The sequence below is a fragment of the Curtobacterium sp. MCBD17_003 genome, assembly GCF_003234885.2.
Classification (GTDB): Bacteria; Actinomycetota; Actinomycetes; order Actinomycetales; family Microbacteriaceae; genus Curtobacterium.
In genome coordinates this window covers 2861755-2875952 of record NZ_CP126275.1, presented here as the reverse complement: position 1 = coordinate 2875952, position 14198 = coordinate 2861755, and the positions used below count along the sequence as shown (strand labels likewise).

General features: G+C 69.0%; 12 protein-coding genes. 6 read left to right on the top strand and 6 right to left on the bottom strand.

What is annotated here, in order from left to right; all coding sequences use genetic code 11:
- Positions 1–353: 353 nt before the first annotated feature.
- Entirely contained in the window at positions 354–1382 is a 1029-nt protein-coding gene (locus DEI88_RS13515; protein ID WP_181441270.1) for an LLM class flavin-dependent oxidoreductase, read from the bottom strand.
- A 141-nt stretch (positions 1383–1523) separates the two neighbouring features.
- Here DEI88_RS13515 and DEI88_RS13510 point away from each other — a divergent pair, with 141 nt between their 5' ends.
- A complete protein-coding gene (locus DEI88_RS13510; RefSeq protein WP_111072585.1) occupies positions 1524–4091 on the top strand; it encodes a DEAD/DEAH box helicase in 2568 nt (855 codons plus the stop codon).
- Between the two features lie 14 nt (positions 4092–4105).
- On the opposite strand, the gene DEI88_RS13505 is transcribed toward DEI88_RS13510, so the two are convergent.
- From DEI88_RS13505 to DEI88_RS13485, 5 genes are all read right to left on the bottom strand, one after another.
- The gene (locus tag DEI88_RS13505) at positions 4106–5014 is read right to left on the bottom strand and encodes a hypothetical protein (RefSeq protein ID WP_146246099.1); all 909 of its coding nucleotides are present in this window, start codon (positions 5012–5014) and stop codon (positions 4106–4108) included.
- Between the two features lie 138 nt (positions 5015–5152).
- Positions 5153–5674 (bottom strand): ribonuclease H family protein, encoded by a 522-nt coding sequence (locus DEI88_RS13500; protein ID WP_111072536.1) that lies wholly within the window; start codon positions 5672–5674, stop codon positions 5153–5155.
- A gap of 88 nt (positions 5675–5762) precedes the next feature.
- Positions 5763–6356 (bottom strand): hypothetical protein, encoded by a 594-nt coding sequence (locus DEI88_RS13495; protein ID WP_146242892.1) that lies wholly within the window; start codon positions 6354–6356, stop codon positions 5763–5765.
- 53 nt (positions 6357–6409) lie between these two features.
- Positions 6410–7243, bottom strand: a complete 834-nt coding sequence (locus DEI88_RS13490) for an aldo/keto reductase (protein ID WP_111072584.1) — start codon at positions 7241–7243, stop codon at positions 6410–6412.
- Between the two features lie 275 nt (positions 7244–7518).
- Complete coding sequence (locus tag DEI88_RS13485; protein WP_111036704.1) at positions 7519–8727, bottom strand: MFS transporter; 1209 nt, start codon at positions 8725–8727, stop codon at positions 7519–7521.
- A gap of 578 nt (positions 8728–9305) precedes the next feature.
- On the opposite strand from DEI88_RS13485, the gene nrdH reads away from it, so the two are divergent.
- From nrdH to DEI88_RS13460, 5 genes are all read left to right on the top strand, one after another.
- Positions 9306–9539, top strand: a complete 234-nt coding sequence (gene nrdH, locus DEI88_RS13480; protein ID WP_111010420.1) for a glutaredoxin-like protein NrdH — start codon at positions 9306–9308, stop codon at positions 9537–9539.
- Between the two features lie 65 nt (positions 9540–9604).
- Positions 9605–10021, top strand: a complete 417-nt coding sequence (gene nrdI / locus DEI88_RS13475) for a class Ib ribonucleoside-diphosphate reductase assembly flavoprotein NrdI (RefSeq protein WP_111010419.1) — start codon at positions 9605–9607, stop codon at positions 10019–10021.
- 17 nt (positions 10022–10038) lie between these two features.
- Positions 10039–12144 (top strand): class 1b ribonucleoside-diphosphate reductase subunit alpha, encoded by a 2106-nt coding sequence (gene nrdE, locus DEI88_RS13470; RefSeq protein ID WP_111036705.1) that lies wholly within the window; start codon positions 10039–10041, stop codon positions 12142–12144.
- 129 nt (positions 12145–12273) lie between these two features.
- Positions 12274–13248 carry a class 1b ribonucleoside-diphosphate reductase subunit beta gene (gene nrdF, locus DEI88_RS13465; RefSeq protein WP_111010416.1) on the top strand — a complete coding sequence of 325 codons (975 nt, stop codon included), beginning with the start codon at positions 12274–12276 and terminating at the stop codon, positions 13246–13248.
- Between the two features lie 627 nt (positions 13249–13875).
- Positions 13876–14124, top strand: coding sequence for a hypothetical protein (locus DEI88_RS13460; protein WP_284183554.1), 249 nt, complete (start codon positions 13876–13878; stop codon positions 14122–14124).
- Positions 14125–14198 lie beyond the last annotated feature (74 nt).

Genomic DNA, 14198 nt, shown 5'->3' with positions numbered 1-14198 from the left:
TTCGGAGCGCGCCGCAGCCTCCTGATCCGGCTGTCGGTGCCCCATCGGCTTCGGTGTGTCGATGCGCCCTCGTGGTCTCCACGAGGGCGCATCGTCGTGTTCGGGCCGCGGAGCGACGGAGAACAGCCAGGATGCGTACTGTTCCGCGATCGGACTGTTGACGGGTGACAAACGCACAGCGCGATGCGATCATGGACGCACCATCCCGTTCGGATCAGGGCCGGGATGGGCGCCTCGGCGGGGGAGGGGTCCTCACCACGCCGCCTCTCCCGCCGAGGTCAACCCCGGCGAGTGGCATTCCCTGATCGCCGGACGGTCCTGGTCCCCGTCGCCGGGTCGGGCGTCCGCGTCGCTCAGTCGGCGGGCGTCCAGCCCAGGTGCGGCACGATCCGGTCGGCGACGAGCGACAGGATCCGACGATGGGACGCGGCGTCGCCGTTGGCGGGCAGCGTGATCACGAGCTGGTCGGTCGCGGCGACCGCGGGGTCCCCGAGCAGCGCCTCCACGATCCGCTCCGGTTCGCCGGCCAGCACCTTGCTGAACCGGAACGGCGGGGTGCCGGAGCGCGGTCGACCCTCGTCGTCCATGCCCGCTGCGTAGCTCTCGATGAACTCGCGGTGCGTGGCGGCGTCGGCGTCGGTCTCGAACGGCACGACGATCCGACCGATCGCGACCCGGCCGGTCCGACCCGGGTGCGCCTCCGCCAGGCGTTCGCGGTACGCGACGATCTGCGCGGCCTGGGCGTCCGCGAACGGCGCCCCGGTGTCCTCGGTGTTGAGCGTCGACAGATGGAGGTCGAGCCCCCGCTCCGCGGTGCGCACCGCCGTGCCCGTGCTGCCGCCGCCCCACCACACGCGATCGAGCACACCGGCGCTGCGCGGCTCGACGACCAGGTCCTTGCCCGCCGGGATGCTCTCGTACCCGCCGCCGCTCGTGCCGAGGGCGTCGCCGCGGAGGGCCTCGAGGAGCCGCGCCGCGCGGGCCTCCGCTTCCTCGCGGAACGGACGGTCGACCGCGCCGAACAGCGGATCGAGCACCGGCCCGGACTGCGGGATCCCCGTGCTGATGCCGAGCTCGACGCGGCCACCGCTCAGGAGGTCCACGGTGGCGACGTCCTCGGCGAGCCGGATGGGGTCCTCGTACCGCATGCCGAGCACGGCGGTGCCGAAGCCGATGCGACGGGTGCGTTGTGCCGCCGCCGCGAAGAACGTCATCGGGCTCGTCAGGAACGGCTCGAAGTGCCGGCCGCGGACCCAGCCCGTGGCGTATCCGAGTCCCTCGGCGTGCTCGAACAGCTGCAGGCCGTCCTCGAGCGCGGCGGCCGCCCCTGCGGGCCCGCCGTGGTTCGGGACGAAGGACAGGAACCCGAGTTCGCGCAGCACGGACCCGAGCCTAACCCGTCCGGTCGTTGCGTTCGCATGGAAATGCGCGCGATCGGTTCGGCCGGACCGCACCCCGGTCGACGACGCTCGCGACGCTGGTGGCCGCCCGCCCCAGGCGGGATGCGGGAGGATCGACCCACCATGACCGACGTCACCGCCCCGGCACCCCTGCTCACCGTGCTCCCGCCGGCCGGTGACCCCGACGCCGTCTACGCCGCCTTCGCCGAGTGGGCCGAGTCCACCGGCCGTCCGCTCTACCTCGCGCAGGACGAAGCGCTCATCGAACTCGTCTCCGGCGCGAACGTCGTGCTGAGCACCCCCACCGGGACCGGCAAGTCGCTCGTCGCCGCCGGCGCGCACTTCGCCGCGCTCGCCGAGGGCAAGCGGTCGTACTACACCGCCCCGATCAAGGCGCTCGTGTCCGAGAAGTTCTTCCAGCTCGTCGACCTGTTCGGCCCCGAGAACGTCGGCATGGTCACGGGCGACTCCTCGGTGAACGCCGACGCCCCGATCATCTGCTGCACCGCCGAGATCCTCGCGAACACCGCGCTCCGGCAGGGCCCCGACGCCGATGTCGACGTCGTCGTGATGGACGAGTTCCACTTCTACGGCGAGCCCGACCGCGGCTGGGCGTGGCAGGTTCCACTGCTCGTCCTGCACCGTGCGCAGTTCCTGCTCATGTCCGCCACGCTCGGTGACATCGAGGCGATCGCCGAGGACCTGTCCCGGAGGACCGGCCGCGTCACCGCGCGCGTCACCGGGGTGTCCCGCCCGGTGCCGCTCGACTACGAGTACGTCATGACGCCCGTGCAGGAGACCGTCGAGGCGCTCCTGTCGGACGGCAAGGCGCCCGTCTACATCGTGCACTTCGCCCAGGCCGCGGCGCTCGAACGCGCCCAGTCCCTGACGAGCATCACGGTCGCCTCGCGCGAACGCCGTGACGAGATCGCCGCCGCCATCGGCGGCTTCCGGTTCAGCGCCGGGTTCGGCCAGACCCTGTCCCGCCTCATCCGCGCGGGCATCGGGGTGCACCACGCGGGGATGCTCCCGAAGTACCGGCGACTCGTCGAACAGCTCGCGCAGCGGGGCCTCCTGCCCGTCATCTGCGGCACCGACACCCTGGGCGTCGGCATCAACGTGCCCATCCGGTCGGTGCTGTTCACCGGCCTGACGAAGTTCGACGGCACGAAGATGCGACAACTCAGCGCGCGGGAGTTCCACCAGATCGCCGGTCGCGCGGGACGAGCCGGGTACGACACCGAGGGCACGGTCGTCGCCGAGGCGCCCGAGCACGACATCGAGAACGCCCGTGCCCTCGCCAAGGCCGGTGACGACCCGAAGAAGAAGAACAAGGTCAAGCGCAAGAAGGCCCCCGACGGGTTCGTGTCCTGGGGTGAGGCGTCGTTCCAGCGGCTCATCGCCGCCGAGCCCGAACCGCTCGCGTCCCGGATGCGCATCACGCATGCGATGGTGCTCGCGGTGGTCGGTCGCGGTGGCGACGTGTTCGGCGCCGTGCGCGACCTCGTGTTCGCGAACCACGAGCCTCCTGCCCGTCAGTTCGCGCTCGCGCGCCGCGCGCTCACGATCGCGCGGACGCTGCTCACCGCCGGCGTCATCGAGCGGGTGCCGGCCGGGAGGCCCGGGGAGCCCCCGACGGTCCGGCTCACCGTCGACCTGCAGCCGAACTTCGCCCTGAACCAACCCCTGTCGCCGTTCGCGCTCGCCGCGTTCGAGCTGCTCGACCCCGAATCGCCGACGTACGCCCTCGACATGGTGTCCATCGTCGAGTCCACGCTCGACGACCCGCGTGCGATCCTCGGCGCCCAGCAGTTCAAGGAACGCGGCGAGGCCGTCGCCGCCATGAAGCGTGAGGGCATCGAGTACGAGGAGCGCATGGAACTCCTCGAGGACGTCACCCACCCGCGGCCGCTCGCGGAGCTCCTCGAAGCCGCGTACGAGGCGTACGGCCGGGAACAGCCGTGGGTGCTCGACTTCGCCCTGTCCCCGAAGTCCGTCGTCCGCGACATGTTCGAACGCGCCATGACCTTCGGCGACTACGTCCGCTTCTACGGCCTCTCGCGCTCCGAGGGGCTCGTCCTCCGGTACCTCTCCGACGCCTACCGCGCGCTGCGGCAGACGATCCCGACCGAGATGCGGACGGACGAGCTCACCGACATCGTGGAGTGGCTCGGCGAACTCGTGCGGCAGGTGGACTCCTCGCTCGTCGACGAATGGGAGGCCATGGTCGCCCCGCACCTCGTCGGGGACGCGCCCGAAGCGGAGATCGCCCCGCCCGCGCCGAACCGCTTGACGACGAACACCCGGGCGTTCCGGGTGCTCGTGCGGAACGAACTGTTCCGGCGCGTGCAGCTCGCCGCGCTCGACGACGCCGAGGCCCTGGGGGAGCTCGACGCCGCCGCCGGCCACGACTGGCGTGCCTGGGACGCCGTGCTCGAGGAGTACTACGCGGAGCACGACAGCATCGGCACCGACGCCGACGCACGCTCCATGCGGTACCTCGTGCTCGACGAAGCGGGGCCCGGGCGGACCTGGCGGGCGCGGCAGATCTTCGCCGACCCCGAGGGCGACAACGACTTCGGGATCGTCGCGACCGTCGACCTCGACGCGTCGGACGAGGCCGGGGAGGCCGTGGTCCGCGTCACCGAGATCGGCCGGTTCGACGGCTGGACCGAGGTCGACGTCGACTGAGGTCCGTCCGGCGGTCAGCCCTGCGAGGGGGAGACCGCCTCCGACCGGCCGTTCGGGTCGAGGTTGAGCAGGTCGCCTTCGTCGAGCCAGTCCCGCTCGTGGAACCCGCTCTGCGGATTGAGCCACCGCAGCTGCGCGAGCGTGATCCCGAGGCGCTTCGCCACGGTCACCGCGCGGTCCCCGTGCGCGACGAAGTACTGCACCGGCTTGCCCGTGGCGTCCCGGACGATCGTGCCGTAGGCGTACGGGACCGCCGCTGCGATCGTGCCGATGTGGAACCCGGGGTACGGGGACGGCACGTGCCAGGTCAGGGGCGCGGCGGCGAGGACGTGGTTCGCCCACGACGGGATCGTGTTCGCGGCCGCCTCGGCGTCGGTGTTCAGGGGGATGAGCACCACGCTCCGGAGGAAGCTCGGGTCGTTCCCGGCCTCGGACAGGTCGTCCACGGTCGGCGGTTGTCCACCGGCGCCCCACTGGACCAGACCGATCGACGCGAGGTCGTAGCCGTCCCCCTGGTGCGCCACGCTCGGGCGGAACTCGAGCGACATCGGCTGGGACACCGTCGTCCGGAACCCCGACAGCTCGGCGGTGAACGTGCCGTCACCGTCCGAGACCACGCGCACGTGTGCGCATGTGTCGCCGCTGGGCGACGTGACGTCCGTCTCGGCGACCACCGTGCCGCGCGGGAGGGACGCGGGCTCGTGCTCGTCCACCGTGGTGTCGGGAGCCGTCGTCGTGCCTGCCGCTGGCTGTGACGGGTTCGCCGACGCGTGCGGACCGTGCGCGTGCGGACCGTGCGCATGTGGATCGTGCGGGTGCGGTCCTGGCGCTGCCCCATGACCGGCACCGAACACACTGCAGCCGGCGAGCGCGAACGCCGCCAGCGCCGTGACGGCAACGCCGCCGATCGCACGAGTCCCCATGGCTCCCCCCGTCAGCCGGAGCCTAACGGCTCGCGCGCGACCGGGACAACCGGCGAACGGAGGGCGCATCGCGGTCCTGACGTGGAGGGGCGGATCGCGGTCCGTCGTCCCGGTGGCGAGGCCGCCCCGGGTCGCCCCTCAGAAGAGCGTCGCGGGCGGCGTGGCCTCGGGTAACGGGGCGGGCTCGGTGACCTCGACCCCGGGCCACCCCGGCCCATGCGGGACCTCGGACCGACGCTGGTAGGCGGTCGCCGCGGCTCGGGCGCGAGTGTCGGCGGCCTCGTTCATCTCGTGGCCCACGTGCCCCCGGACCCACTCGAACGTGACCTTGCGGCCCTGCAGTTCGGCGTCGAGCTCCTTGATGATCTCGACGTTGAGCACCGGCTTGCCGTCGGCCTTGCGCCAGCCCTTGCGCTTCCAGCCGGCGAGCCACTCGGTGCAGGCCTTGATGGCGTACTGGCTGTCGCACAGGATGTGCAGCGGCTCGCCCGTGGCCTTGGTGGCACGCAGCAGCTGGAGCACGGCGGTCAGTTCGCCCTGGTTGTTCGTGGCGCTCGGCCATCCGCCCGCGGCCCACCGGTCGTCGTCCACGTACCAGGCCCAGCCGGCGGGGCCGGGGTTGCCGAGGGCGGAGCCGTCAGCGGCGGCGACGATCGTCACGGGACCTCCAGGTGCTAGCGAGTGCCGGACCACGGTACCCGACGTCGGCGGCGTGCCCCGGGCCTCCCGGCCGACCTGTGGATGACGATCAGGCGGGGCCGCGCTCGGCGGTCCGCAGCGCGGCCACGAGCGCATCACCGTCCGCGACGTCCCAGAACGCGAGCTCCTGCGGGCCGAACAGGCCGTCGAGCCCGGTGTTCCGGTAGACCTGGGCGTTCACCGCTCGGTTGCCGAACGTGCCTCCGGCGACGACGCTCGTCCACTCGACGCTGCAGTGCCTCCGGTCGCGAGACCACGACGTGGTGTGGTCCGTGCGACGGACCGGGGTCTCACGCGTCCGGCCCGCAGCCGTGACCAGCACTCGACGGTCCGTGATCGCGTATGCCGTGACCCGCTTGCGGTGTCGCTTGACGACGAACCGTCCGAGCAGCATGTGCAGTCCCACCAGGGCGAAGACCCCGCCGAAGAGGACGAAGAACCACGGGGCGCCGGACGACACCGCCGTTGCGAGCCAGAACGCGACGAACGCACACCAGATGATGCTGAAGGGCACGAGGAACGCATCGCGCCCGGTGAACAGGACCGACGGGTCCCCGCGACCGCTCCAGAGCAGGTGCTCGCCGGGTTCGAGCTCGCGCGTCACCTGGTCGCGGGCGCTCGGGTCATCACGAGGATCAGTCACGAAGACGACGCTACGGGCACCGGTGCCGACCCGCTCGCTGCATGAGCGAGCGCTCAGGCGACGCGGTCCGGATGCGACCCGATCCGCTCCCCGTTCTCGAGCGCCGCGATCGCCGCCATGTCGTCGTCGTCGAGTCCGAACCGGCCGACGTCGATGTTCGACGCGATGCGCGCCGGCGTGACGGACTTCGGCAGGACCACGACCTCCTGCTGCAGGTTCCAGCGCACGAGCACCTGCGCGACGGACACGTCGTGCTTGGCCGCGATGCGCGCCAAGGTCGGTTCGTCCACCAGGCGTCCGCGGCCGAGCGGCGACCAGGCCTCCGTGACGATCCCGTGCCGCGCGTGGAAGGCCATGAGCTCCGTCTGCGGCAGCCACGGGTGCCGCTCGACCTGGTTCACCGCCGGGAGCACGTCCGTCTCGTCGAGGAGCCGCTGCAGGTGCTCGACCTGGAAGTTCGAGACGCCGATCGAGGTCGCGCGCCCCTCGGTCCGGATCCGCTCGAGCGCCCGCCAGGTGTCGACGTAGCGGTCGTTCGCCGCCGCCGGCCAGTGGATGAGGTACAGGTCCACCCGATCGAGCTCCAACCGGTCGAGCGATGCGTCGAACGCCCGCATCGTCGCGTCGAACCCCTGGTTCGTGTTCCACACCTTCGTCGTGACGAACACCTCGTCGCGGTCGACCTCTGCGGTCCGGAGGGCCCGGCCGACCCCGGCTTCGTTGCCGTACATCTCGGCCGTGTCGACGTGCCGGTAGCCGACGTGCAGGGCCTCACGCACGGCACGCTCGGCCTCGTCGTCGGAGACCTTGTACACGCCGAGACCGACGGCGGGGATGGTGTTGCCGTCGAGCAGGGCGACGGTGGGGACGGTTGCGGGATCGACCATGCGGTCCATGGTGCCCGCGACGCCGTCCGCTGGTTCCGCTGGTACCCCTGGCCTCCTGCTGGTGCCGCTGGTGCCGCTGGTGTCCTTGGCCTCCCGTTGGTCTTCGACATCCCCGCTGTCGGACGACGCCCGCGACGTCGGTTCATGCGGGCGCGCAGATGCTCGTGGATACGACGACATCCCCCCTGTCCGACGACGCCCGCGGTGTCGAGGACAGGCGGGCCAGCGGGGAGTGGGGCCAGCGGGTGGCCCGGGCAGGCCGCGTGCGGGCGGGCTCAGGTCGTGGGCAGATCGACCGGCTCGGTGTCCGGGATCGGGGATGCGTCCCGCCCACGGAGGTCGGGCAACCACCGCCGGGCGAACAGCGGCACGAGCACCCCGACGAAGGCCGTGACCGCGCCGACCGCCAAGCCGCCGACGGCACCGTGCGCGTCGATGAGGAAGCCGGCCACCGCGGACCCGAGCGCGGCGCCGATGAGCTGCCCGGTCCCCATCCAGCCGTAGGCCTCGGCCGTGTCGCTGAACTTGACGGTCGACGACACCGAGCCGAACATGACCGCGAGTGCGGGGGCGATGCCGCCGCCGGCGATGAGCAGGGTCAGGCACAGCCACCAGAAACTCGGGTGGACCGTCGTGAGGACGAGCCCCACGAAGACGATGACCATCCGGATCCACAGTCCGTTCGGCGCGATCGGACGGTGCCCGAACGCCAGCCCACCGCCGAGCGACCCGATCGCGAACAGGGCCAGCACGATGCCCGCGTTCGGGCTGCCGTCACCGAACGCGCTCGTCACGCCGGCCTCCACCGCCGCGCACGCGCCGATGAGCAGGAACCCGGTGAACGTGGCGACGAGCACCGACGGGCGACGGAGCACCGTGCCGAACGCGCGCTTCGAGCGGGGGATGCGCACGCGGCCGACCTCGGGAGACGCGATGAACCAGATGCCGCCGACGACGAGGAACGCGATGGCGATCACGATCGCGAGCACGGTGCTGATCTGCGTCGCGACGAACGTCGTGATGACGGGGCCGGCCACCCAGATGAGCTCCTGCGCCGACGCGTCGAGCGAGAACAGCGGGGTCAGCTGCGCCGACGTCACCATCTTCGGGTAGATCGTCCGCACGGCCGGTTGCACGGGCGGCACGGCGAGACCGCCGACGAACCCGACGAGCATGTACAGCGGAACGGGCATGACGACGAACGCGACGGCGGCCATGCTCACCGCGCAGACCGAGGTCGTGAGGATGAGCACCGGCCGCATGCCCCACTGGCCCATCCACCGGCTGGTGAGCGGACCGGCGATGGCCTGTCCGATGCTCGAGGCGGCCAGGACGAGCCCAGCGGCGCCGTAGGAGTGCGCCACGCGCTCGACGTGGAGCAGGTACGCGAGCGACAGCATCCCGAAGGGGAACCGGGCGGTCAGCTGTGCCGCGATGACGCGGCCGACCCCCGGAGTCCGCAGCAGGTTCCCGTACGCGCTCACCGTCCTCAGTGTACGGACGCGACGGTGCCGGCCGGGAGGGTCGACACGCGCCGTGGAGGGCGGCCCGCCGTCCACAGATGGCCGGTCGCGCACCTCCCGGGGGCGACGACCGGCGGGGCCTCGGACGGTCGTCGGTTGCCACGTCGGAGCCTCCGTCCGCCACCTCCACAACGGGGGAGGGGGCATTGCCCAGGACCCGACGCGCGACACGCCGAACCGCGAATCCCACACCCTGTGGAACATGCCCTCCACCGTTGTGCACAGATGTCGGTGGCCGGGCGGAGACTGGCGGAAATCCGGGCCTCCGATGGGCTCCACCGGAATGCCCCACCTGTGGGGACTGTTGTGGAGAACTACACGGGTGTAACACTTCCTCTTGTGGTCGACTCCGGTGTCGGACACAAGATGTAGTATCGACCAGCCGGGACAGACCGGCCCCTCACGGGGCCGGAACGCCCCTCACCGGGGCCATCACGGACCGGCCGTCCGGACCAGGATCCGGGCCCACACGCACCAGTAGCAGCACACCGAGAACCACCGCCGGACAGCCCGTCCGGGACACCACCTCTGGGGAGATCATGGCCGTCACCGTCTACACCAAGCCGTCCTGCGTCCAGTGCACGGCGACGTACCGCGCGCTCGACAACAAGGGCATCGAGTACGAGGTCCACGACGTCTCCTCCGACCCCGCCGCGCTCGAGCACGTCAAGAGCCTCGGTTACCTCCAGGCGCCGGTCGTCGTGACCGACGACGACCACTGGTCGGGCTTCCGTCCCGACAAGATCGCCGGCCTCGTCGCCGAGATCGGCTGACCCACCGCACCCACCTGCAGGGCACCGCGCCCGCTCCTCGCCCGTCCACTCGTCGGAGGCGCGTCATGAGCCAGCTCGTGTACTTCTCGAGCGTCTCGGGCAACACGGCGCGGTTCGTCGACAAGCTCGGACGCCCGGCCGTCCGCATCCCGTTGTTCGCCAAGGAGCCCCCGCTCCGCGTCGACGAGCCGTACGTGCTCGTCCTGCCGACGTACGGCGGTGGCAACGGGCGCGGCGCGGTGCCCAAGCAGGTCATCTCCTTCCTCAACGACGAACACAACCGGTCGTTGATCCGCGGCGTCATCGTCGGCGGGAACACCAACTTCGGCGACGCCTACGGACTCGCCGGCGACATCGTGGCCGCCAAGTGCCACGTGCCCGTGCTCTATCGATTCGAACTCTTCGGGACCCCTGACGACGTGCAGGCGGTCAACTCAGGATTGGATGCATTTTGGACGCAGCAGTTGCAGACGTCGATCTGACGTCGCCCGCGACGGGGATGGACTACCACGCCCTGAACGCCATGCTCAACCTCTACGGTCCGAGCGGCGAGATCCAGTTCGACAAGGACCGCGAGGCCGCCAAGCAGTACTTCCTGCAGCACGTCAACCAGAACACGGTCTTCTTCCACAACCTCAAGGAGCGTCTCGACTACCTGGTCGAGAACGACTACTACGAGCAGGCCGTGATCGACCAGTACTCGCTCGAGTTCATCCAGCGGCTCAACGACCTCGCCTACTCCAAGAAGTTCCGGTTCCAGACCTTCCTCGGGGCGTTCAAGTACTACACGAGCTACACGCTCAAGACCTTCGACGGCAAGCGGTACCTCGAGCGCTTCGAGGACCGCGTCGTCATGACCGCGCTCGGGCTCGCCCACGGTGACGAGGACCTCGCGGTGAACCTCGTCGAGGAGATCATCGGCGGCCGGTTCCAGCCGGCGACCCCGACGTTCCTCAACACCGGCAAGGCCCAGCGCGGCGAGCTCGTCTCCTGCTTCCTCCTCCGCATCGAGGACAACATGGAGTCGATCTCGCGCGGCATCAACTCCGCCCTCCAGCTGTCCAAGCGCGGCGGCGGTGTCGCCCTGCTGCTCTCGAACATCCGCGAGGCCGGCGCCCCGATCAAGCAGATCGAGAACCAGTCGTCCGGGATCATCCCCGTGATGAAGCTCCTCGAGGACTCGTTCTCGTACGCGAACCAGCTCGGTGCCCGTCAGGGTGCGGGCGCGGTGTACCTGTCGGCGCACCACCCCGACATCATGCGGTTCCTCGACACCAAGCGTGAGAACGCCGACGAGAAGATCCGCATCAAGACGCTGTCGCTCGGTGTCGTCGTGCCGGACATCACCTTCGAGCTCGCCAAGAACAACGAGGACATGTACCTGTTCTCGCCCTACGACGTCGAGCGCGTCTACGGCATCCCGTTCGGCGACGTCCCGATGACCGAGAAGTACCGCGAGATGGTCGACGACCCGCGGATCAAGAAGACCAAGATCAAGGCGCGCGACTTCTTCCAGACGATCGCCGAGATCCAGTTCGAGTCGGGCTACCCGTACATCGTGTTCGAGGACACGGTGAACAAGGCCAACCCGATCAAGGGCCGGATCAACATGTCGAACCTGTGCTCGGAGATCCTCCAGGTCAACACCCCGACGACCTACAACGAGGACCTGTCGTACAACACGATCGGCAAGGACATCTCCTGCAACCTCGGGTCGCTCAACATCGCGCTGACGATGGACTCGCCCGACTTCGGCAAGACCATCGAGACCGCGATCCGTGGCCTCACCGCCGTGTCGCAGCAGTCGCACATCCGCTCGGTCCGCTCGATCGAGGACGGCAACGACAAGTCGCACGCGATCGGCCTCGGGCAGATGAACCTGCACGGCTACCTCGCCCGTGAGCGCGTCCACTACGGCAGCGACGAGGGCATCGACTTCACGAACATCTACTTCTACACGGTGCTGTACCACGCACTGCGGGCGTCGAACACGATCGCGATCGAGCAGGGCACCGCGTTCGAGGGCTTCGCCGACTCGAAGTACGCGTCGGGCGAGTTCTTCGACAAGTACACCGAGCAGGCGTGGGTCCCCGCGACCGCTCGGGTGCAGGCGCTGTTCGACGACGCCGGCATCCACATCCCGACCCAGGCCGACTGGGCCGCGCTCAAGGCCTCGGTCCAGGAGTACGGCATCTACAACCAGAACCTGCAGGCCGTGCCGCCGACGGGATCGATCTCGTACATCAACCACTCGACGTCGTCGATCCACCCGATCGCGTCGAAGATCGAGATCCGCAAGGAAGGCAAGCTCGGTCGCGTCTACTACCCGGCGCCGTTCATGACGAACGACAACCTGGAGTACTACACGGACGCGTACGAGATCGGCCCCGAGAAGATCATCGACACGTACGCGGCGGCGACGCAGCACGTGGACCAGGGCCTGTCGCTCACGCTGTTCTTCAAGGACACCGCGACCACGCGCGACATCAACAAGGCGCAGATCTACGCGTGGCGCAAGGGGATCAAGACGATCTACTACATTCGCCTCCGTCAGCTCGCGCTCGAGGGCACCGAGGTCGAGGGCTGCGTCAGCTGCATGCTGTAGCCGCCGGTCGCTGATCGCGACCACCTCCGGTCTGGAGGGACGGTGCCAGCCCGCACCGTCCCTCCAGACCGGCTCCCACCACCACATCCCATCCGCGCATCCCCACAACCCCCGAACGAGGAACCCACGTTGGTCGAGAAGCTGAAGCTCATCGATTCGGTCCAGGCCATCAACTGGAACCGCATCCAGGACGACAAGGACGTCGAGGTCTGGAACCGCCTCGTCAACAACTTCTGGCTGCCCGAGAAGGTGCCGCTGTCGAACGACGTGCAGTCGTGGAACACGCTCACGCCCGAGGAGCAGACGCTGACCATGCGCGTGTTCACCGGCCTGACGCTGCTCGACACCATCCAGGGCACGGTCGGCGCGGTCTCGCTGATCCCCGATGCGCTCACCCCGCACGAGGAAGCCGTCTACACGAACATCGCGTTCATGGAGTCGGTGCACGCCAAGAGCTACTCGTCGATCTTCTCGACCCTCGCGTCGACGCCCGAGATCGACGAGGCCTTCCGCTGGTCGGTGGAGAACCCGAACCTGCAGAAGAAGGCGTCCATCGTGATGGACTACTACAAGGGCGACGAGCCGCTCAAGCGCAAGGTCGCGTCGACCCTGCTCGAGTCGTTCCTGTTCTACTCGGGCTTCTACCTGCCGATGCACTGGTCGTCGCGCGCGAAGCTGACGAACACGGCCGACCTGGTCCGCCTGATCATCCGCGACGAGGCCGTGCACGGGTACTACATCGGCTACAAGTTCCAGAAGGGGCTCGAGCTCGTCACCGAGGCCGAGCGGCAGGACCTGAAGGACTACACGTTCTCGTTGCTCTACGAGCTCTACGACAACGAGGCGCAGTACACGCAGGACCTCTACGACGGCGTCGGCCTGACCGAGGACGTCAAGAAGTTCCTGCACTACAACGCCAACAAGGCGCTCATGAACCTGGGCTACGAGCCGATGTTCCCGAAGAACATCACCGACGTGAACCCGGCCATCCTCTCGGCCCTGTCGCCGAACGCCGACGAGAACCACGACTTCTTCTCGGGGTCGGGTTCGTCGTACGTCATCGGCAAGGCCGTGAACACTGAGGACGAGGACTGGGACTTCTGATCCCGAGCGCTCGCTGATCCGGCGGCGTCAGCGCCCCGCCGCTCCGAGCCCGAGTGTTGGATGGCACCCATCATCGGGTATTTGCACCAAACGTTGTAAATCGCCGCTCGTGGCACAACCGACTCTGGGTGACGTCATCCGAGATCGGGCGTAGGCAGCCGGCGAGCTCGAGCCAGGAGCACAGCGTCCTGCGGGCTGAGGGGAGAACGCACGTGGTGGTCGCGACGGTACAGCGCTGCGCGGCTCCTTGGTACTCGGACGCTCTCGAGGGGTCGGCACACGATCACGGTGGCACCCCACGGAATGTTCTCGCGGTTCGTCGATAAGCCTTGGGCCGCCCTTGTCGTCCGCCAGCTAACTTGTCCAACTGCCACTCAACGTGTCTGAAATACAAAGACGGACACGTTGTTTGGCAGCGCGGGCGGCGCACGTCCATAACGGGTCGGCCAAGCCTTCATTCGTCGCGAGGCGTCCGAATGGCGTGCGCCAACTGCAAAAGGTCGCGGACCACCTATGTGAGACGGGGCACGCCTTGGACTAGGGCGGCAGGAGTCGGGGCCACCTGTAAACATCAGGACGGCCACTGGAGGACCGGCTAAGGGACAGCGAAGTCCTACACTCCCCCTCGTGAGCAAACGCAGTCCGGAGCCACCCTTCTTCCGACGCCCGAAGCCCTATGCAGGCGAGGAAGTCTGGATCGTCCAGCACGACGATTCACCGCACAACACAGTCGTGGGCGTGTTCGCTACAGCCGACGAGGCAGACGCCTTCATGGACACGGTCAAGGATGACTACGAGAACGGCGTCATCTGCTCGAGTTTCCCGATTCCATATCGGTCCACCGATGGCGCCGTCCCGTACCAGGCTAAGGACTGATGTCGACGTTCAGCAGCCGATTGACTACCAGGCAGCGTCTCGACGCGAATTTGCGCTGGAGAGTGCGCCTTGTC

What these genes read in the sequence shown, in the direction of transcription:
- DEI88_RS13510 (WP_111072585.1), top strand. Translation starts at nt 1,524, where the DNA reads ATGACCGACGTCACCGCCCCGGCACCCCTGCTCACCGTGCTCCCGCCG.
- DEI88_RS13505 (WP_146246099.1), bottom strand. Translation starts at nt 5,014, where the DNA reads ATGGGGACTCGTGCGATCGGCGGCGTTGCCGTCACGGCGCTGGCGGCG.
- DEI88_RS13490 (WP_111072584.1), bottom strand. Translation starts at nt 7,243, where the DNA reads ATGGTCGATCCCGCAACCGTCCCCACCGTCGCCCTGCTCGACGGCAAC.
- nrdH (WP_111010420.1), top strand. Translation starts at nt 9,306, where the DNA reads ATGGCCGTCACCGTCTACACCAAGCCGTCCTGCGTCCAGTGCACGGCG.
- nrdI (WP_111010419.1), top strand. Translation starts at nt 9,605, where the DNA reads ATGAGCCAGCTCGTGTACTTCTCGAGCGTCTCGGGCAACACGGCGCGG.
- nrdE (WP_111036705.1), top strand. Translation starts at nt 10,039, where the DNA reads ATGGACTACCACGCCCTGAACGCCATGCTCAACCTCTACGGTCCGAGC.